The organism is Neomicrococcus lactis (assembly GCF_014200305.1).
Taxonomy (GTDB): Bacteria; Actinomycetota; Actinomycetes; order Actinomycetales; family Micrococcaceae; genus Neomicrococcus; species Neomicrococcus lactis.
On sequence record NZ_JACHBL010000001.1, the window covers coordinates 1,677,395 to 1,698,558 of the forward strand.

Genomic DNA, 21,164 nt, shown 5'->3' on the forward strand with positions numbered 1-21,164 from the left:
GACATCCGGAGCACTGCGAAAGTTTGGTTTGAAGAGGGCGAGAGTGAAATGGAAAACGAAGAGCCGGGATACCGTTCGCAACGGCGAATCAGTATCCCGGCACTACGCTAATTAGCCCTTGATCTTGGCCTGAACGTTGGAAACCATCTTCTTCCACTCAGCTGCCGGGTCAGCTACGCCGCCCTTGATGAGCTTGAGTTCGGTTGCTCCCCAGTCAGCCCAAACAGCGTCCATTTGTGGGATAGCTGGCATTGGAAGACCGTTGGTTCCGATATCACCGAAGGCCTTGATGATTGGGTCTGCAGAAGCCTTCTCGAAGGACTCGAGAAGTGCTGGCGGACGGCCACCCTGCTTGAAGAGGGAGTCCTGTGCCTCTGCAAGGCTCAAGTAGTTGACCACGAACTCGTTCGCGGCGAGAGCGTTGGTGGACTTCGCCGAGATCATGAAGCCGTTGACACCCACGAATGGCTGCGCTGGCTTGTCGCCTGCGGTTGGAAGTGGATCCACAACGAGGTCCACGCCACCCTTGACGGCATCCGGAACGTTCCATGGGCCGGACAAGAAGTAGCCGGATTCGCCCTTGTTGAACTTTTCCTTGGCAATGTTGGCCGTGATGTTCGAGTTGAACACCTTCGAACCCTTGTCGCCCCATTCCTGGAGCTTCTTGGCGAATTCGGCGCCGCCTGGGGTATCGAGGCCCAACTTGCTGGCGTCGTAGCCGCCGTCGGCACCGGTCTCAAACACCACAGAACCCAAAGAGGTCTGGAGTGGGTAAAGGTGGTACGGGTCGCCCTGCTTTGGATCCAGTCCCACCAAGAATGGGTACTTGGCGCTGCCTGCGGAGACGGCCTTCTTGCCGGCTGCAACCACTTCTTCGAAGGTCTTTGCAGCTTCCGGGATGATCTTCTTGTTGCGCAACAGGCCGATGTTTTCCACGGCGTAAGGCAGACCGTAGACCTGTCCTTCGTAGGTGAAGGCCTTGACTGCTACTGGGTTGAAGAGGGATGCCTTGTCGCCAAGCTGAACCGGTGCAACCACACCGTTCTGGACAAGCTTTCCGAGCCAGTCGTGTGGGCCAACGATGATGTCCGGGCCCTTGCCGGTCGGAGCCTGCGTGATGAAGTCGTCGCGTACAGAGGCGAAGTCCTTGACAACGAGCTTCACTTCGATGCCCTTGTCTGCCTTGAACTTGGCAGCGATGTCCTTCAACGCTGGGGAGCGCTCGGCGTCGGTCCACAATGTCAACGTTGCGGCGGCACCGGTTGGAGCTGCGGATGAGGAAGCGGCAGAAGAGGCAGCTGAGGATGCCGACGACGATGACGTTGAGCTGGACCCACCGCCACATGCTGCCAGGGCTGCGGCGGCTGCCGTACCCAAAGAACCGATCGCGAATGCGCGACGGGTGACGCTCTTGTTAGAAGCTTCGGAACGCACCTTCATGGGGTGAACCTTTCGTACAGGGCACAAACCTTGCGAGGACTTATCGTCATTGACACAGGCCTGTAACACGGTATTTACATTCGCAAGTGTAAGCGTTTTCACACTCCGCGTCTACCGCGGATTGTGAACCAGTTCATACGTTGTTTACCTTCTATTCCCTATGGGTTAAGGGAAATCCGCGGATTTCCGGCACTTTCCTACTAATTGGTAAGTACGACGGCGCCAGCTTGCGTGAGTGCCGTATGGAAACGGTTACGCTTTTGCGCATTTGGCCTATTATTGGCTAATGTCCAGTATTCGCGATGTCGCATCTCGAGCCGGAGTCTCTGTTGCCACCGTTTCGAGGGCCCTTACTGGGCGTGGCAAAGTATCGGCTGCCACGAAGGCAACAGTTCAAGCAGCCGCTCGCGAATTGGGCTACGTCGCCTCGGTGACTGCATCATCTTTGGCATCTGGCCGAACCCGGAACATCGGCATTGTGATGCCGACCGTCGGGCGTTGGTACTACTCCTCCGTCTTGCAGGCCGTGGCTAGCGAACTCAACGGTGCCGGCTACGACCTCACCCTGTACATCACCGAAAACGACGAGCAGTTTCGGCACAAGATTTTTGCCGACTTCTTGCTGCGTAAGCGCCTCGACGCCGTTATTTCCGTGACGTTGCGCCCCACCGATCACGAGTTGCGTCAGCTCAAGAAAGTTGGGCGCCCACTGTTGGCCGTCGGCGGAATCATTCCCGGCGTGGCGACTGTTCGCGTCGACGAAGTGTCTATCGCCGAGCTTGCCACCGAGCATCTCCTGAGCCTGGGTCACCGGGACATTGCGTTCATCGGTTCACCGGAAGTGGTTGACGCAGACTTCCAACTCACGAGCTCTCGCGAGCGCGGCTACTTGCGTGCCATGGAGGCTGCTGGCATCACTCCCCCAGCCGAATGGCGCATCTCTGCTGACTTCACCACCGCAGTCGCGTACCAGCGTGCCCGGAACATTTTGGTGAATCCACGCTTCAAGCCCACCGCATTCTTCTGCGCCTCAGACGAGATGGCCTTCGGTGCCATCATGGCCGCGCGCGATCTGGGACTTTCCGTACCGCAAGACATTTCCGTCATTGGCATCGACGGGCACGAAATCGGTGAGCTCTTTGGCCTGACCACCATCGCGCAGTTCCCTGCTGCTCAAGGTTCAGCCGCGGCTCTTAAGACCCTTGCCCTGCTGGGAGAAATTGAGCTCGAGTCGGATCCGACCGAGAGCTTCCTCTCGACTGAATTTGTAGCGCGCTTTTCCACTGCGCCGCCACCGGCCTAAAAGTAGCCTTCGGCTTTAAATCAAGGCGTCCGCGAGGGATCCGCAGTCCGCCATAACCAGCGCGCCAGTGCGCTCTTAAACTGCGGCGATGGCCTCTTTGAGCGTCTTTCCATCTGGGCGCTCGCCTCGGGTCCCGTCCAACCCAACGATGTGGGCGCCTGCGGAAGCAACGCTTTTACGTACTACGCTGCGTGACCGATGTTCCCGCGGAAATCCTCAACGATCAGCGCATCGGCCGCATCACCCCCGGGCGCTTTCGCGGACGCCGTAGTGCTGACCGACGAGCTAGAACTTAGCGTAGTCATGCAACGCGGCGACTGGCTTTAGTCAGTACTGAGGCGCTTGCGAATCTGGTTGCCGATCAGCATCATGCCGATACCCACCACAGCGCCAATGACCGTTTCCATGAAGCGGTCGTAGACTAGTCCGCTGGTGGATCCGGAGGCGAGCCCCGTGCCCACAACAGCCAGTGGGGTCACGAAAATCTGGGCGAAGAAGTAGTTTCGGGCGATGAACATCTCGGCCATGAACTGCATGAGGCCAATGATCAGAATTGCGACGACGGGGCTTGGGTTGAGTGCCACGACGATCGCCATGAGTCCAAGACCCACGAACGTGCCCAAGATACGGTGGACGCCGCGCGCGATGCGATGCCGCATGGTTTTACCGACGAGCGGCACCACGGCCGCGACCATCGCCCAGTAGTTGTGGCTCATGTTGAGCAGCGGACTCAAGAGCGTGGCTGCGGAGCCTGCGAGCGCGGCTGCCGCGAAGTACAGGCTCGATTCGATGATGAAGGCTTTGTGCAGCTTCGTGGTGAACGGCTTTACCGGGCTGACTTGCCATTCCGTGCGTCGGCTCGGGAACAAGCGTCCAGCCAAGCCCACGAAAATCGCGAACATAATGGTGCCGGTGGTGGTGAACATGCTCTCCGCGAGGCTCGGCAGACTCGGGACGCTGGCGATCGCCGCGAACGCGAAGATATGGAACAACGAACCGCCTGGCCGCACGCGCAGAATCGAGGTAATCCACGAACACACGCCCGCCACCACGGAGGTCAGTGCCACCACAGTCCAGAGGCCGCGTTGGGTTCCGTGCTCAATCCAGTACGACGACGCAAACCACGCCACCAGAATGAGGATCCAAAAGAGTGCGCCTGTTTTGAGCTGCGCCAAGAGGCGCTCCAGGTGACGCGGCACGCGACCGTAAACGTTCACGAACGCCCCGAACACCGCGAAGATCGCTAGGTCCAGCCGGTCAAGAATGAGCAAGAAGAACAGTGGCAAGAAGACGCCTGCAGCGCAGCGAAGCCCAATGAAGTGGTCCTCGTTGGAGGGTCCCATCGTGAAAATATTCTTGAGATTCAGCGGATCGTGTTCTTATGTCATCGGCATGTAGATTACGCGCTAACGCCTTGCCGTAGTAAGAAAAGTGACGCACAAAACCACAGCCTGCGCCCACTGCAACCTGATGCGTGACGAGGAATCTGGAAAATACGGCCTTGGCTTGGGCGTGCTGAGTCTTGCTGCGCCACTCTTGGCGAATCTTGATCCGCGCATCGCGGCGCGTTCCTTGATGGAAAAGCTCAACGAGGACACCGAAGAAACGGCAGCCTTGGCACTGTGGAACGGCGAAAGCGCCATTGTGGTGGACCAGATCGCGAGCCCTCACCAGGTCAAGCACACCGCCAGCATTGGTACTCAATACCGTTTGTGGGAGTCCTCGTCGGTTCGCGTGATCTTGGCGCATCTTTCATCCGCAGAGGTCAAAGAGCTCATCAAGACCGGGAAGATTATTGTTCCCGAAAGAAGCGATGTGGACGATCTCCTGGTTGACCTCCGTGCCATCTTGAAAGAAGGTTTTGCGGTCAACGACGGCGGAACCACCCCCGAAGAGTTTGGCGTATCAGCACCAATCTTCGATACACAGGGAAAGATCATCGGTTGCATTGTGGTCTCCGCACCACGCACCCGAGTAGAACACCGCAACCTCCGTGCACTGCTGATCAAGAGCGTTCAGGATGCAGCCACCGGGGTCACCAAGCGTCTCGGCAAAAGCTCCGATTAATAAGATTTCGGGCAACAAAAAATCGCGGAAACCGAAAGGTCTCCGCGATTTTTTTGGTCGGGGTGACAGGATTTGAACCTGCGGCCTCGTCGTCCCGAACGACGCGCGCTACCAAGCTGCGCCACACCCCGAAAGCGTTTCTAGCGCTTAATTACCTTACTCTTGGTGCCAAAAAATTCCGAATTCAGTGGCCCCCATCACCAAGCGAAAAAGACTGATAACAACGCACCCACTAGTTCGTAAATTGTCCGAGGAGCTTCAGTTTCTAGATCGCCTTGTGCGGATTGAGAATCCCCTGCGGATCAAAAACTTCCTTGATGCGGTATTGAAGTTCGCGAACTTGTTCGCTTTGCTCCCATCCCAGCCAGCGGAGTTTGTACTGACCCACGCCGTGCTCACCTGTGATGGTTCCACCAATGGCTAGCGCTGCTCGAATGGACTCGTCAAGGGAAGCGTCCAAGCGTTCTACGCCTGCCTCGCCTTCTGACGGATCGATCCAGAACGTGGGGTGTAGATTTCCGTCGCCGGCATGAGCCACGGTGCGGACCCACACGTTATTGCGCTCCGCAATACGATGGAGCTCCCGAATGTAGTCAACGAGCTTGCTGCGCGGCACCGCGACATCTTCACCCACGCGGTACTGGTCATCTTGCTCGTCGCCGCGGCTGACTCGACGCATCGCAAGCAGAGCCATCGACTGCGGATCATCCTTCTCGAAGAGCGTTGCCCCGAGCCCAGCCAGCACTTCACGGATCACGTCTTCTTCCAGGTACGCCCCGAAGCCGTCAGTCAGCGCGAGCAAGAGAGCACCACCCGTGCCTTTGAGCTTGGTGCCGTGGATTGAATCGATGACAGCCATGACGCCTTCGTCCAGCATCTCCAAAATGGCTGGCTGAACCCGCGCACGGCCAATGGCTAGAACGCCTTCAGCAGCCGTTTCGATGTCCGGGAAAATGGCGGCAATGGCACGCTGATTCTCGCCCGAGTAGCGCAAACGAACAGTCGCTTTTACAACTATTCCCAAAGTCCCCTCAGAGCCGATGACTAGGGACGTTAGGTCATATCCGGCAACACCCTTGAAAGTCTGCTTGCCGATCTCAATGATGGAACCGTCAGCGAGAACCACAGTGAGACCCAAGACAGAGTCACGAGTGACGCCGTATTTGGCGCACCGCAGACCGCCCGCGTTGGTGGCAACGTTGCCGCCAATAGTGGACTGTTGGTAGCTCGCTGGATCTGGCGCGTACATCAATCCGTACTCAGCAACTGCAGCATTCAGGTCGGCGTTGACCACGCCTGGTTGAACAACAGCCACTTCGTCGTCTGGACGAATCTCAAGAATCTGGTTCATGCGCTCCAAGGACAACACCACGCAATCCTTGATGGCATGAGCCGCACCGGACACCCCAGTGCCGGCGCCACGAGGGACGATGCTGATCTTGTGCTTGCTCGCCCAACGCAGAGTTGCTTGAACATCCTCCGTCGACCCAGCGAGAACTACTGCCATGGGTAGATGCGGATCAGAGAGAGCACCCATATCCCGATGGAAATTCTGGACGTCTACGTCGTCGACCAATAATGAGCCGCTCCCCTGCGTTCCCAGTGCCTTGGACAATTCATCCAAGGCACTCAGGTGTGGGGCGGAGATCCGGGAGGTAGTGGAGGTCATGAGATTCTTTCTACTCTGCTGCGTGCTGTTCGGGTGAAGCGCCCATGAACCGGGCATAGAAGCCCAGGATGGTGTCCCACTCGATAATGAATTCGGAGCCGTCCTCCCGGTTGACCAGTGCTGGACGGCCTGTGACTTTCAAGGTGACTTCTGCTCCGGAAGGGGAAACGTCTACAAACGTAAATTCCAAGGAACTCCGCGAGGGATACAACCAGTCAATATTGATCTGATGAGCAGCGAGAGATTCCGAAACGGTCCCCCATTCCAGCCATTTACTCTCTGGACCACCTTCTTCACCGATGGCTTCCATATCGACGGAAACGAAGGTGCCGGCACCGAATGAGGTGAATTGAGACGGCCACCAGAGATGGATGTACTCCATGAAGCCTTCAAGGGCCTGGTCAGATTCAACTGGAACTCGCACAACGTGGATAGAGGGAGACGACTTGTCTGACGAAGCAGCTGGAACTGCCGGCTCTTCCGGCTCCGGCGCATGCGAAAAGAGAGAATCCATCTTCTGATTCTAGTTGGCCGCTGCGCAGGTGATGGCCTGATGGCTACGGAGTATGCCTATGAAGGGCAACCGGCTTAAACAAAAACACCCGCCTATCAACCAGATAAGCGGGTGCTCTTGTTTTTCTTGTTAAGTGTTGGAAGACCCGCACGTCGTTGTGTGGGTCTTCCTTTTTAAGGGTTGTCCGGCGGTGTCCTACTCTCCCACACCCTCCCGGGTGCAGTACCATTGGCGCTGTGGGTCTTAGCTTCCGGGTTCGGGATGGGTCCGGGCGTTTCCCCCACGCTATGGCCGCCGTAACTTTGGCGAACCAGCAACGTCCACTTGTTTGTGGTGTTGGGTTCAAGTATTTATTTATGGTTGGTGTCTGCCCCTCTACAACCGTCGGGTTATTTCGTTGGTTGTGGGGGGTGTTTTGTTGTTTCGGTGCTGTATGGTGGACGCGGCAGTTTCTGCTGTTTTGTTCTTCCCCACTCATAATCAACCAGTCCTGTTTTACTAGGGTGGTGTGTGGTGGGTGTGTTGTAAGTTGTTGGCCTATTAGTACAGGTCAGCTTCACGAGTCTTTAGTTCTCGCTTCCACATCCTGCCTATCAACCCAGTGGTCTAGCTGGGGGCCTTCAACACTTATGTGTATGGAAATCTTATCTTGAAGGGGGCTTCCCGCTTAGATGCTTTCAGCGGTTATCCTGTCCGAACGTAGCTAATCAGCGGTGCACTTGGCAGTACAACTGACACACCAGAGGTTCGTCCGTCCCGGTCCTCTCGTACTAAGGACAGCTCTTCTCAAATTTCCTGCGCGCGCAGCGGATAGGGACCGAACTGTCTCACGACGTTCTAAACCCAGCTCGCGTACCGCTTTAATGGGCGAACAGCCCAACCCTTGGGACCTACTCCAGCCCCAGGATGCGACGAGCCGACATCGAGGTGCCAAACCATGCCGTCGATATGGACTCTTGGGCAAGATCAGCCTGTTATCCCCGAGGTACCTTTTATCCGTTGAGCGACGGCCGTTCCACAACGTGCCGCCGGATCACTAGTCCCGACTTTCGTCCCTGCTCGAGATGTCTCTCTCACAGTCAAGCTCCCTTGTGCACTTACACTCGACACCTGATTGCCAACCAGGCTGAGGGAACCTTTGGGCGCCTCCGTTACTCTTTAGGAGGCAACCGCCCCAGTTAAACTACCCATCAGGCACTGTCCCTGACCCAGATTATGGGCCGAAGTTAGGAATCCGGTACGGTCAGAGTGGTATTTCAACGATGACTCCACGAGCACTAGCGTGCCCGCTTCACAGTCTCCCACCTATCCTACACAAACCGCACCGAACACCAATACCAAACTATAGTGAAGGTCTCGGGGTCTTTCCGTCCTGCTGCGCGTAACGAGCATCTTTACTCGTACTGCAATTTCGCCGAGTTCATGGTTGAGACAGCGGGGAAGTCGTTACTCCATTCGTGCAGGTCGGAACTTACCCGACAAGGAATTTCGCTACCTTAGGATGGTTATAGTTACCACCGCCGTTTACTGGGGCTTAAATTCTCCGCTTCGCTTGCGCTAACAGGTCCTCTTAACCTTCCAGCACCGGGCAGGAGTCAGTCCGTATACATCGTCTTGCGACTTCGCACGGACCTGTGTTTTTAGTAAACAGTCGCTTCCCCCTGGTCTCTGCGGCCCCGATCCGCCTCCACCCAGCAAGTGGGTTTCACGGTTGGGGCCCCCCTTCTCCCGAAGTTACGGGGGCATTTTGCCGAGTTCCTTAACCATGATTCTCTCGATCGCCTTGGTATTCTCTACCAGATCACCTGTGTCGGTTTGGGGTACGGGCGGCTAAAACCTCGCGTCGATGCTTTTCTTGGCAGCAGAGGATCACCGGATCACCCACGATTGTGGGCGCCTATCAGGTCTCAGCCTTATGTGAGTCACGGATTTGCCTATGACTCGGCCTACACCCTTGGACCAGGTCATTTCCATTGCCTGGCCCGGCTACCTTCCTGCGTCACACCTGTTAATACGCTGACCTCACATTCCCGGGTCCCACGCCGCGAATACAACCATCTCCCGAAGGAGAAGAAAGTATCTTTGGGGTGGTTAGCAGAAAACGATATTGGTATGGGACGGTTTTTCGCCGGTACGGGAATATCAACCCGTTGTCCATCGACTACGCCTGTCGGCCTCGCCTTAGGTCCCGACTAACCCAGGGCAGATTAGCTTGACCCTGGAACCCTTGATCATTCGGCGGACGGGTTTCTCACCCGTCATTCGCTACTCATGCCTGCATTCTCACTCGTGTACAGTCCACCACATCGGTTACCCGGCAGCTTCACCCCATACACGACGCTCCCCTACCCATCCAACAAAAGTTGAATGATGCGACTTCGGCGGTGTGCTTGAGCCCCGCTACATTGTCGGCGCGGAATCACTTGACCAGTGAGCTATTACGCACTCTTTCAAGGGTGGCTGCTTCTAAGCCAACCTCCTGGTTGTCTAAGCAACTCCACATCCTTTCCCACTTAGCACACGCTTAGGGGCCTTAGTCGGCATTCTGGGCTGTTTCCCTCTCGACTATGAAGCTTATCCCCCACAGTCTCACTGCTACGCTCTCACTTACCGGCATTCGGAGTTTGGCTGACGTCAGTAACCCGGTGGGGCCCATTAGCCATCCAGTAGCTCTACCTCCAGTAAGAAACACGTAACGCTGCACCTAAATGCATTTCGGGGAGAACCAGCTATCACGGAGTTTGATTGGCCTTTCACCCCTACCCACAGCTCATCCCCTCCATTTTCAACTGAAGTGGGTTCGGTCCTCCACGCGCTCTTACACGCGCTTCAACCTGGCCATGGGTAGATCACTCCGCTTCGGGTCTAGACCGTGCCACTCAAACGCCCTATTCAGACTCGCTTTCGCTACGGCTTCCCCTCACGGGTTAACCTCGCGACACAGCACTAACTCGCAGGCTCATTCTTCAAAAGGCACGCCATCACACCTACAAGGATGCTCTGACGGTTTGTAAGCACATGGTTTCAGGTACTATTTCACTCCCCTCCCGGGGTACTTTTCACCATTCCCTCACGGTACTAATCCGCTATCGGTCATTGGGTAGTATTTAGGCTTACCAGGTGGTCCTGGCAGATTCACACGGGATTCCTCGAGCCCCGTGATACTCGGGTATCACCACAAAAACCTGTACACACAGACCAGTTACCGGACTCTCACCGTCTACGGTCGGGCTTCCCAACCCATTCACCTCAGTGCATACACATTTCACGACCCAAAACGGTGATCGTACGTGGTAACCCCACAACCCCCATGATGCAACCCCCGTCAGGTATCACACACCACAGGTTTAGCCTCTTCCGCGTTCGCTCGCCACTACTAACGGAATCACTTTTGTTTTCTCTTCCTACGGGTACTGAGATGTTTCACTTCCCCGCGTTTCCCCCAATACCCTATGAATTCAGATATTGGTTACACGTCATAACACGTGCAGGGTTTCCCCATTCGGAGATCCTGGCATCAACGCTCGGTTATCAACTCCACCAGGCTTATCGCAGATTCCCACGTCCTTCATCGGCTCCCAATGCCAAGGCATCCACCATGCGCCCTTAAAAACTTACAAACACAAAAAGCTCATAAGCAAGAACAAACACTAAACAAACACAAGAACAATCAAAATTATTACTCGGATATATTTGCAGAAAACAACAACCACAATAAATTGCGATTGTTAGATGCTCGCGTCCACTATACAGTTCCCAAACAACAACCCACACACCCCACACCAGAAGAAACACTATGGTTTCAACCGTGTTAGCAGCATGCAGACACCTTCAAAACAACAACCCTCCACACACACAAAAACCCCAACGGATTCTCTTGTTTGTGGATGGCCTGTTGTTTCAGGCCCCAATAATGTGTCATAACCACCCATCCATTCACCAGACTCGTCTTGTCTTCCTCACCCTGACCTCCCACCGAAATGGTTGGTCCTGGTTGTACTAACAAAACGTGCCGGCACGAGAATGCGCAGCAAATTTGTTGATATTCCACCCATGAGCACCACGCCCTCGCAACACAAGTACGAGATAGCGGGTAACTTCTACCACCACACACAAACATCATGTGATGCTGTGCGACAGGTGTTAGATGCTCCTTAGAAAGGAGGTGATCCAGCCGCACCTTCCGGTACGGCTACCTTGTTACGACTTAGTCCCAATCGCCAGTCCCACCTTCGACAGCTCCCTCCCACAAGGGGTTAGGCCACCGGCTTCGGGTGTTACCAACTTTCGTGACTTGACGGGCGGTGTGTACAAGGCCCGGGAACGTATTCACCGCAGCGTTGCTGATCTGCGATTACTAGCGACTCCGACTTCATGGGGTCGAGTTGCAGACCCCAATCCGAACTGAGACCGGCTTTTTGGGATTAGCTCCACCTCACAGTATCGCAACCCTTTGTACCGGCCATTGTAGCATGCGTGAAGCCCAAGACATAAGGGGCATGATGATTTGACGTCGTCCCCACCTTCCTCCGAGTTGACCCCGGCAGTCTCCTATGAGTCCCCACCATAACGTGCTGGCAACATAGAACGAGGGTTGCGCTCGTTGCGGGACTTAACCCAACATCTCACGACACGAGCTGACGACAACCATGCACCACCTGTGAACCAGCCCCGAAGGGAAACCGCATCTCTGCGGCGATCTAGTCCATGTCAAGCCTTGGTAAGGTTCTTCGCGTTGCATCGAATTAATCCGCATGCTCCGCCGCTTGTGCGGGCCCCCGTCAATTCCTTTGAGTTTTAGCCTTGCGGCCGTACTCCCCAGGCGGGGCACTTAATGCGTTAGCTACGGCGCGGAAAACGTGGAATGTCCCCCACACCTAGTGCCCAACGTTTACGGCATGGACTACCAGGGTATCTAATCCTGTTCGCTACCCATGCTTTCGCTCCTCAGCGTCAGTTACAGCCCAGAGACCTGCCTTCGCCATCGGTGTTCCTCCTGATATCTGCGCATTTCACCGCTACACCAGGAATTCCAGTCTCCCCTACTGCACTCTAGCCTGCCCGTACCCACCGCAGATCCGGAGTTAAGCCCCGGACTTTCACGGCAGACGCGACAAACCGCCTACGAGCTCTTTACGCCCAATAATTCCGGATAACGCTCGCGCCCTACGTATTACCGCGGCTGCTGGCACGTAGTTAGCCGGCGCTTCTTCTGCAAGTACCGTCACTTTCGCTTCTTCCTTACTGAAAGAGGTTTACAACCCGAAGGCCGTCATCCCTCACGCGGCGTCGCTGCATCAGGCTTTCGCCCATTGTGCAATATTCCCCACTGCTGCCTCCCGTAGGAGTCTGGGCCGTGTCTCAGTCCCAGTGTGGCCGGTCACCCTCTCAGGCCGGCTACCCGTCGTCGCCTTGGTGAGCCACTACCTCACCAACAAGCTGATAGGCCGCGAGTCCATCCCCAACCAAAAAATCTTTCCAACACCCACCATGCGGCAAATGTTCATATCCAGTATTAGACCCAATTTCTCAGGCTTATCCCAGAGTCAGGGGCAGGTTACTCACGTGTTACTCACCCGTTCGCCACTAATCCACCTAGCAAGCTAGGCATCATCGTTCGACTTGCATGTGTTAAGCACGCCGCCAGCGTTCATCCTGAGCCAGGATCAAACTCTCCGTAAAAAAAATACAGACACCACCAACACAACACGGGAAAACGCGTTACACGATGGCACCAAATTCAAACCCAGCAATAAAAAACCCAACAACAAACAACCACAAAAGCAGCCATTCACCATCAGGCAGTTATTACCGATATAAAACAATCGGTATCAACAAACATGACACACTATTGAGATCTCAAACAACAGACACCTACCAAACTTCCATCGAGAACCATTTCTCAATCTCCGTCGTGGCGGCTTATTCACTTTACTCTGTTCGTGAACTTCAGTCAAACTGAAGGTGAACATCGTATTCGTGATTTGCGCTTTTCACCAGGAATTTCGTCTTTCAGACTTTCTTTCCGGCGAGCGGCGCGAGATAAAACTTTACCCGGACTGGAACCCCTTTGCAAATCGGGACCCTCCTCGCGCTGCGCGAGTCAGAAAAACCCCGGAATTACGCTGATCTTTGCGGGACCCAACGAAGGTAAACAGGCGGTTAACGAGCAAAGGCGACGAAACTCTTTTTCGAGAGCTGCGTCACCTTTGCGGCGTCATTTTCAGATATTTAGGTCTTCACTTCAGATCGCCAGGCTCAAGAAGCCCGGAAACTCAGCGAACTTACTAGTTCTTGACCCGGTAGATGACCGCTCCCAACGGCGGAAGAGTCACGGTTGCGCTAGCCGGCATCGCGAACTTGGCATCGTTGCTTGCGGAAATTGCTCCCTGCGCAACGACTCCCGATCCGCCCCAAGCGGCGTCGTCGGAATTGAAGATCTCTTCCCACTCCCCCGCAGCCGGCAGACCCAAGTTGTATCCCTCGCGCGGTGCGCCGGAGAAGTTGAGAGCAACAACTACCTGTTCGCCCGCACGGTTGCGGCGCACGAAGGCCAAAGTGTTGCCCGCGCTGTCATTGGAATCAATCCACTGGAAGCCAGAAGGATCGTTGTCCAACTCCCAAAGCGCCGAGTTCTCCGTGTACACGCGATTCAATTCCTTGACCATGTGCTGGACACCCTTGTGCTCAGGCTTCTCGGTGAGCCACCAGTCAAGACCAGCGGCCTCGCTCCACTCGGCATCCTGCGCGTATTCGGTACCCATGAAGATGAGCTGCTTACCCGGGTGAGTCCACTGGAACGCCAAGTACGCGCGCACATTCGCGAGCTGCTTCCATCGATCGCCCGGCATCTTGCGCAAGAGCGAACCCTTGCCGTGCACCACTTCGTCATGCGAAATCGGCAGGATGAAGTTCTCGGTCCAGGCGTACACCAGACCGAACGTCATCTTGTCGTGATGCCACGCGCGGTTGATCGGGTCTTCTTGGATGTACTCGAGGGTGTCGTGCATCCAGCCCATGTTCCACTTGATGCCGAAGCCCAAGCCGCCATGGTTGGTAGGACGGGTGACGCCATCGAACGCAGTGGATTCTTCCGCGATCATGACGGTTCCCGGTGCCACACGGTAGGAAGTCGCGTTGACTTCCTGCAAGAAGGTGATGGCCTCGAGGTTTTCGCGGCCGCCGAAAGCGTTCGGCTCCCACTGTCCGTGTTCGCGCGAGTAATCGAGGTAGAGCATCGACGCCACAGCGTCCACGCGCAATCCATCAATGTGGAACTCGGTGAACCAGTACAGTGCGTTCGCCACCAAGAAGTTGCGAACTTCGTTGCGGCCGAAGTCGAAGATGAGCGTGCCCCAGTCCGGGTGCTCACCGCGACGTGGATCCGGGTGCTCGTAGAGAGGCTGGCCATCAAACTTCGCCAGCGCCCATTCGTCCTTCGGGAAGTGCGCAGGAACCCAGTCCACAATCACGCCGATTCCGGCCTGGTGCAGGGTGTCCACGAGGTAGCGGAAGTCATCCGGCGAACCGAAACGCGACGTTGGTGCGTAGTAACCGGTGACCTGGTAACCCCACGATCCGCCGAACGGATGCTCGGCAACAGGCAAGAATTCCACGTGAGTGAAGCCCTGCCAGCCCACGTACTCAGCCAACTGGTGTGCCATTTCGCGGTAGCTCAGTCCCGGACGCCATGAGCCCAAGTGCACTTCGTACACACTCATCGGTCCGTTGTGCGGATTCACCGACGTGCGGCGCTCCATCCATTCGTCGTCACCGAAGGCATAGTTGCTTTCCTCCACCACGGAACCCGTGAGCGGCGGAATTTCGGTAGCGCGCGCGAGCGGATCAGCCTTGTCTCGCCACTGGCCGTCCTGGCCACGAATTTCAAACTTGTACACGTCGCCGGCCGCGGCACCTGGGACGAAAATTTCCCAGATTCCCGTGTGGCCCAGCGAGCGCATCGCGTGCACGGAGCCATCCCAGTTATTGAACGTGCCTTTGACGCGTACGCTTTGCGCATTCGGAGCCCACACGGCAAAGCTAACGCCCACGGTTTCGCCCAAAATGGAGGAATACCGCTGTACGTGCGCACCGAGGACTTCCCACAACTGCTCGTGGCGACCTTCACCGATGAGGTGCATGTCCATTTCGCCGAGGGTTGGCAAGTGGCGGTAAGGATCGTCCTCCACCACGTTGTCGTCGCCATTCCAGCTTGTGGAAATGCGGTAGTCCGGCACGCGGCCTGGCACTTCAGCCTTCAACACCGCGGTCCATACGCCGGCATGCTCGTGATGCATCGGTAGCGAACCGTTCTTGGTGATAACCTCAACGCCCTCCGCAAAAGGACGGCGCACACGAATGGTCACGAACTCGTTGTCATGCAGATGCGCGCCCAGCACCGAGTGCGGCGCGAAGTGCTCGCCGTTGCCCACAGCCTGCAGGACCTCCTGCGAGACAGCGAGCGGCTTGATATCGCGGGCCATGCGGACCGGTGCCGGCTGCTCTTCAGTTGCGGTTGCGTCACTATTTGAGGACGACGCCGCTGCTACGGTTCCAGCCGAGGCCGCGGCTACCACTGGGGTTGCGGCTGCCGCAGTGTTTTCAGTAGCCGGGTGGCTTTCCGAAACATCGTCTACGGTGTTCACGGAGTGGCTTTCCAAGACTTCACGCACGGCTCGAGCTGGAACCGGAATCCACGAAGGACGGTTTTGCTGCTCGTACGCGACTTCGTAGAGCGCCTTATCCAGCCACAATCCCTTGAAGAGCGCCGAGTTGGTGTCTACAGTTTCGCCGGATTCTTCCGCGTACCCCACAAGGAAAGCTTCGCGAGCGGAGCGTGCCCATGCGGAGTGGTCAGTCGGCTCATCGCTCTCATTGTGGTGATCGGCCACGCCCGCGGCGTAGTCGAAAGAGCGAAGCATGCCCACGATGTCGCGCAAAGCAACATCGTTCTGCGAGCGCTCGTCCGCGGCACGGAGAGGTTCGCCTTCAAAGTCCAACACGGTCCAGCCGCGCGCCCTGGAGCGGAGCACTTGGCCCAAGTGATAGTCACCGTGAATGCGCTGCAACACGGGGAGCTCGCGGATGTTTCCCATCTCGCTGAGCACGCCGTCGATCTGCTCGTCGTAGTCGCCCACCGCGGAACCCACGGCTCGCCATCCGCGCTCAACGCGTCCGCGAAGGGACTGCGTGAAGCGAGCTGCGTCGTCGTCCTCAAGGGAACGGGTCCCCGCGACCGAACGCAACGATGCGTGCACGCGTGCCGTGGTGCGGCCAATTTCGCGAGCTTCGCGCGTGAAATCGCGGCCCTGGATGGCGGCAATCGACGCGATACGCCATGCGTCCTTGCTGCCCGGAATGAATTCGCGAATCACGGAAAGGGAACCGGATTCGGGCTTCGCTTCGTCAGCGCTAGTGCCCGTATCCCACGTGCCCACGACTTCGCCGAGGGTTTGCGGGACGTCCTCGGAACCGCCCTGCGTGAGGAGCGAGCCCAGCTCAACGTCAGGATTGACGCCGGAGACCGGAACACGGAAGAACTTGATGATGACGTCGCCTTCGGCGGAGCCAACCACTACGGAGGTGTTGGACTGCTCGCCGCCCAGCACGCCTGCGGACAGTGAGCCCACGAACTCGGCACGCTCCGCGAACTCAGCCAAAGGACGTCCTTCGGCCCCGCCCGTGCGGTTGCCCCGGCGCACCATTTCCAGCCATGCGGTCACGAAGGCTGGGTCATGCGTGCCGTCGTAGACGAAGGTCGGCTCACCCGAACCACCATAAAGGAGCCCAATGAGCGCGGCATCAGCCTCGTCTTGCTCGTCATCAGACGCGGCCAAGAGCGGACGCGGACGCACCGCCAACGGCACGTGAACCACAGCCGTCTCGGCATTCGGCGAATCTACCGCCACCAGTAATGACTGCAGCTCTGCCACCCTGCGGGGATCATCCAATTCCACCGAACCCGCAACGCGCAACGTGAAGTCACGCCCGCGAGCCGGGAACCAGCGCTGCTGCTCGAGCCATTCCGACAACAGCGACAACAACTCCCCGCCCTCGTTGTTAGGGGTCATGGTGCTCTCGACATTGCTCATGGTCTTAGCTCGCCTCCTGGCGTCCTTGAAAAGGGGTGATGACCGGCAGTGACGTAGTCGCTGTCGACGTGATATCTGACTTCGGGGAACGCAAGCGCAACCAGTAGAAGCCCTGGGATCCCAGCGAAATCGTGGTCTTTCCGTCTTCGCCAATTGGCGGGAAGACGTGTCCACCAAAGACATCGCGCAAACCGCGTCCCGCGTAATCCGGCAAGTCCAGCTCAGCGCTGACCGGGTGCTGAGACAGGTTGTAAACGCACAAAATCTGCTCCGCAGCACCGGATTCCATCTGCCACTCTTCGGCATCCGGAACGACCGTCGCTTCGCGCAGGAAAGCCAGCACTTGAGAAGTGGACGACTCCACGCTGCGGTACGAACCCATGCCGAAGACCGGGTGCTGACGGCGCACGCCCAGCATCTGCCGCAACCAGTGCAGCATCGAGGACGAATGAGCCAACTGCTGCTCCACGTTCACGGTGGTGTAGTTGTACACGAGCGACTGGATGACCGGCAGGTACAGCTTGCCTGGGTCCGCGCTCGAGAATCCAGCATTGCGGTCCGGGTTCCACTGCATTGGCGTGCGGGAAGCATCGCGGTCTTCCAGCCAAATGTTGTCGCCCATACCGATTTCGTCGCCGTAGTACAAGAACGGGCTGCCCGGCAGGGAAAGCAACAGGGCGTGGATGAGCTCAAGCTCGGAGCGGGAGTTATCCAGCAGCGGCGCCAAGCGACGGCGAATACCCACGTTGGCGCGCATGCGCGAATCCGGTGCGTACCAGCCCAACATCGCTTCGCGCTCTGCCGGCGTCACCATTTCGAGTGTCAGCTCGTCATGGTTACGCAAGAACGTGCCCCACTGCGTCCCGTTCGGGATCGCCGGGGTGTGCTCCATAGCCTCGATAATGGGCTCAGCCTGTTGATTACGCAGTGCGTAGAAGATCTTCGGCATGATCGGGAAGTGGAAGCACATGTGGCATTCCGGGTTTTCCTCGCTGCCGAAGTACTCCACCACTTCTGCCGGCGGCTGGTTGGCCTCGGCGATGATGATGCGTCCCGGGTATTCCTTGTCCACAAGCGCACGGAGATCCCGCAAGAAGTCATGCGTTCCCGGCAAGTTCTCGCAGTTGGTGCCGTCTTCCTCGTAGAGGTACGGGATGGCGTCCGCGCGGAAGCCGTCCACGCCCACGTCCAGCCAGAAGCGCACCACGTTGAACATGGCTTCGTGCACGGCCGGGTTCTCAAAGTTCAGGTCCGGCTGGTGGCTGAAGAAGCGGTGCCAGTAGAACTGGCGGCGTACCGGGTCAAAGGACCAGTTCGATTCCTCAGTGTCAATGAAGATGATGCGGGCGTCTTGGTACTTCTCGTCCGTATCGCTCCACACGTAGAAATCGCCGTAGGGTCCGTCTGGATCGCGGCGGGATTCCTGAAACCAGTGGTGCTGGTCGCTCGTGTGGTTCATGGGCAGGTCGATGATGACGCGTAGCCCGCGAGCGTGCGCTTCAGAGACGAGTCGGCGGAAGTCACCGAGCGTACCGAATTCGTCCAGCACGTCCTCGTAATCCGAGATGTCATAGCCGCCGTCTTTGAGGGGCGACTTGAAGAACGGTGGCACCCAGAGGCAATCGATGCCGAGCCACTGCAAGTAGTCCAGTTTGTCGATCAAACCTGAGAGGTCACCCACGCCGTCGCCGTTGGAGTCGGCAAATGCGCGAACCAAGACCTCGTAAAACACCGCTTTGCGGTGCCAATCGGGGTCGTGCGAAATTCCGGGTGCGTGCAATTGGTACGGATTAGCCACGAATACCTCGGCGGATTGACAGAATATGGGCAGGGCGGTGGTGTGGATCGAGGCGGTAGTAGTTCTCCGCTCCCCATTCCCACGTTTCGCCGGAAAGAAGGTCGTCCACCAGGAACGTGCCGTGGTCGGTGAGATCCTCGGGCCGCAAATCGAGGGCGGCGAGATCCAGCTGAACTTGTCCTTCACGGGCGTAGTGCGAATCCGTGTTGACCAGCACAATGACGGTATCGATGTCGCCCGTATTTCCTTCCGGTACGACGCCGCCGCTTGCGTCCGTGAGCACACCTTGCGGTTGTGCGTGACGCGTCTTGGAGAAGGCCACTGTGGCGTCATCCGAGGTGGGGTGCAAGCGCAGAGTGCGCAAATCACCCAGTGCTGGATGCGTCTTGCGGATCTCGTTGAGGCGACGAATCAACGGCACAATCGAGCGTCCTTCGGCTGCGGCGGCAGCGAAGTCGCGGTTCTTGTACTCGTACTTTTCGTTGTCGATGTTCTCTTCGGCGCCCGGGCGTGCCACGTGCTCGCACAGCTCAAAGCCCGCGTACATGCCCCACAGCGGAGTGGCCGTTGCGGCAAGGATCGCGCGGATCTTGAACGCTGGCTGGCCACCGTACTGCAAGTACTCCGTCAGGATGTCTGGGGTGTTGACCCAGAAGTTCGGGCGGAAGTACGCAGGGGAATCCTGCGAAACGTGGCCCAAGTACTCGTAGAGCTCATCCTTGGTGTTGCGCCATGTGAAGTACGTGTAGGACTGCTGGAAGCCAGCCTTGCCAAGTGCTCCCATCATGGCCGGACGCGTGAAAGCCTCGGCCAAGAAAATCACGTCTGGGTGTTCCTTGTTCACCTTGTGGATGAGCCATTCCCAGAACTGCAGCGGCTTGGTGTGCGGGTTATCCACGCGGAAGATCTTGACGCCACGATCAATCCACAAATTGACGACGCGCAGGACCTCTCTGTAGATGCCCTTTGGATCGTTGTCGAAGTTGATCGGGTAGATGTCCTGATACTTCTTCGGCGGGTTCTCGGCGTAAGCGATCGTTCCGTCGACCCGAGTGGTGAACCATTCTGGGTGTTCTTGCACCCACGGATGGTCCGGGCTGGCTTGGAGCGCGAGGTCGAGAGCAACCTCGAGTCCGCGCTGCTTGGCAGCGTGAACGAAGGCTTCGAAGTCCTCGACCGTGCCCAAGTCTGGGTGGATCGCGTCGTGTCCACCGTCAGGCGAACCGATAGCCCAAGGTGAACCTGGATCGTGCTCGCCGGCATGCAGGGTGTTGTTAGGACCCTTGCGGTGCGCGCGGCCAATCGGGTGGATCGGCGGCATGTAAATGACGTCGAAGCCCATATCTGCCACGCGATCTAGCGAAGCAATGGCCGTGCGGAAGTTTCCGGACGTGAACGTTCCGGTTTCTTCGTTGAACACGGCGCCTTCGGAGCGCGGGAAGAATTCGTACCAAGCGGCGTTACCGGCGGCAACGCGTTCCACGTTGAGCGGGAACTTGCCGCTGTAGGTGACGAGTCGACGCAATGGACGCTCGGCGAGCAGCTTCGTGACCTCGGGAGTCACGCCAGCCGCAAAGCGATCAAGCGGCTCGCGGGTGGTGTCAGAAAGACCTTCCACAGCACCGCGAAGAATTGCCTCGTGCTCGGGCAACAGCGCTGCGGATTCAGGAATCTTGTGCTTGTTGCCCACGAACTTGCTGAGCGCCTCAAGGGCTGCGCTACCGCGCGAGCTCGCTGACTCCTGGGTGTTGGCGGCAGCGGCGTCGGCGGCCATGGAGAAGAGCTTGATGCCCTCTTGAATCATGAGCTCGGTGTCCACACCGGCGGCGATCTTCACGCCGGCATCGTGAACCCACGTGTCATAGGGACTATCCCAGGCTTCGATCTCGAATTCCCAGAGTCCTTCGGAGTCTGGGCGCAGGCTACCGTGCCACTGGTCGAGACCTGGCGCGCCAGGCTTCAACCGGACGCGTTGACGTTCGCGCCCATGCGGGTCATAGAGCACTGCGGAGACACCGAGTTGGTCATGGCCTTCTCGGAACGCCACGGCGGAAACGGTGACTTCCTCTCCCGCGAAAGCTTTCGCAGGAACCTTTCCGCCCTCGATAGTCGGTTGAACTTCGGTCACGGGGATTCGGCCGTAATCGGCTTTTCCATAGCTCACAGTTAAGAAACTAGCGACAATTCAGTCGCATATCCAAGCCCTGCGCCCAAGACGCGGCTAATTGTGCGGTTTTATGCCGAAGATTTTGCGGCCGTAGCCCGCTCAGATGCCGAGCAAG

Annotated in this window: 9 protein-coding genes, 1 tRNA gene and 3 rRNA genes; 2 read left to right on the forward strand and 11 right to left on the reverse strand. The window is 57.5% G+C overall.

Features of this window, described 5'->3' with window-relative positions; genetic code table 11:
- Window positions 1-111 precede the first annotated feature (111 nt).
- On the reverse strand, window positions 112-1,440 hold the full coding sequence (locus BKA12_RS07600; protein WP_183642127.1) for a sugar ABC transporter substrate-binding protein: 1,329 nt from the start codon (window positions 1,438-1,440) through the stop codon (window positions 112-114).
- A 286-nt stretch (window positions 1,441-1,726) separates the two neighbouring features.
- Here BKA12_RS07600 and BKA12_RS07605 point away from each other — a divergent pair, with 286 nt between their 5' ends.
- Entirely contained in the window at window positions 1,727-2,743 is a 1,017-nt protein-coding gene (locus BKA12_RS07605) for a LacI family DNA-binding transcriptional regulator (protein ID WP_183642130.1), read from the forward strand.
- 323 nt (window positions 2,744-3,066) lie between these two features.
- On the opposite strand, the gene BKA12_RS07610 is transcribed toward BKA12_RS07605, so the two are convergent.
- A complete protein-coding gene (locus tag BKA12_RS07610) occupies window positions 3,067-4,086 on the reverse strand; it encodes an FUSC family protein (protein WP_183642133.1) in 1,020 nt (339 codons plus the stop codon).
- Between the two features lie 127 nt (window positions 4,087-4,213).
- On the opposite strand from BKA12_RS07610, the gene BKA12_RS07615 reads away from it, so the two are divergent.
- Complete coding sequence (locus BKA12_RS07615; protein ID WP_183642136.1) at window positions 4,214-4,810, forward strand: IclR family transcriptional regulator; 597 nt, start codon at window positions 4,214-4,216, stop codon at window positions 4,808-4,810.
- Between the two features lie 54 nt (window positions 4,811-4,864).
- Here BKA12_RS07615 and BKA12_RS07620 read toward each other — a convergent pair.
- The 9 genes from BKA12_RS07620 to BKA12_RS07660 all read right to left on the reverse strand — a co-directional run bounded on the left by BKA12_RS07620 (window position 4,865) and on the right by BKA12_RS07660 (window position 21,046).
- Window positions 4,865-4,941 (reverse strand) — tRNA-Pro (locus BKA12_RS07620).
- A 134-nt stretch (window positions 4,942-5,075) separates the two neighbouring features.
- On the reverse strand, window positions 5,076-6,479 hold the full coding sequence (locus BKA12_RS07625; protein WP_183642139.1) for an FAD-binding oxidoreductase: 1,404 nt from the start codon (window positions 6,477-6,479) through the stop codon (window positions 5,076-5,078).
- Between the two features lie 10 nt (window positions 6,480-6,489).
- Window positions 6,490-6,993: an SRPBCC family protein gene (locus tag BKA12_RS07630; protein WP_183642142.1), complete on the reverse strand. Its 504-nt coding sequence runs from the start codon at window positions 6,991-6,993 to the stop codon at window positions 6,490-6,492.
- Between the two features lie 182 nt (window positions 6,994-7,175).
- Window positions 7,176-7,292 (reverse strand): 5S ribosomal RNA (gene rrf / locus BKA12_RS07635).
- A gap of 221 nt (window positions 7,293-7,513) precedes the next feature.
- Window positions 7,514-10,613: ribosomal RNA gene (locus BKA12_RS07640) — 23S ribosomal RNA — on the reverse strand.
- 538 nt (window positions 10,614-11,151) lie between these two features.
- A 16S ribosomal RNA gene (locus BKA12_RS07645) occupies window positions 11,152-12,675 on the reverse strand.
- The 16S, 23S and 5S rRNA genes sit together here, the layout of an rRNA operon.
- 605 nt (window positions 12,676-13,280) lie before the next feature.
- Window positions 13,281-17,084, reverse strand: coding sequence for a 1,4-alpha-glucan branching protein GlgB (glgB, locus tag BKA12_RS07650; protein WP_246361630.1), 3,804 nt, complete (start codon window positions 17,082-17,084; stop codon window positions 13,281-13,283).
- 4 nt (window positions 17,085-17,088) lie between these two features.
- On the reverse strand, window positions 17,089-18,882 hold the full coding sequence (treS, locus tag BKA12_RS07655) for a maltose alpha-D-glucosyltransferase (RefSeq protein WP_183642146.1): 1,794 nt from the start codon (window positions 18,880-18,882) through the stop codon (window positions 17,089-17,091).
- Window positions 18,875-21,046, reverse strand: a complete 2,172-nt coding sequence (locus tag BKA12_RS07660; RefSeq protein ID WP_338087464.1) for an alpha-1,4-glucan--maltose-1-phosphate maltosyltransferase — start codon at window positions 21,044-21,046, stop codon at window positions 18,875-18,877. The genes treS and BKA12_RS07660 overlap by 8 nt, the downstream gene beginning before the upstream one ends.
- Window positions 21,047-21,164 lie beyond the last annotated feature (118 nt).

Coding starts and splice junctions, on each gene's coding strand:
- BKA12_RS07605 (WP_183642130.1), top strand. CDS start 1,727: ATGTCCAGTATTCGCGATGTCGCATCTCGAGCCGGAGTCTCTGTTGCC.
- BKA12_RS07630 (WP_183642142.1), bottom strand. CDS start 6,993: ATGGATTCTCTCTTTTCGCATGCGCCGGAGCCGGAAGAGCCGGCAGTT.
- BKA12_RS07625 (WP_183642139.1), bottom strand. CDS start 6,479: ATGACCTCCACTACCTCCCGGATCTCCGCCCCACACCTGAGTGCCTTG.
- BKA12_RS07610 (WP_183642133.1), bottom strand. CDS start 4,086: ATGGGACCCTCCAACGAGGACCACTTCATTGGGCTTCGCTGCGCTGCA.
- BKA12_RS07615 (WP_183642136.1), top strand. CDS start 4,214: ATGCGTGACGAGGAATCTGGAAAATACGGCCTTGGCTTGGGCGTGCTG.
- glgB (WP_246361630.1), bottom strand. CDS start 17,084: ATGAGCAATGTCGAGAGCACCATGACCCCTAACAACGAGGGCGGGGAG.
- BKA12_RS07600 (WP_183642127.1), bottom strand. CDS start 1,440: ATGAAGGTGCGTTCCGAAGCTTCTAACAAGAGCGTCACCCGTCGCGCA.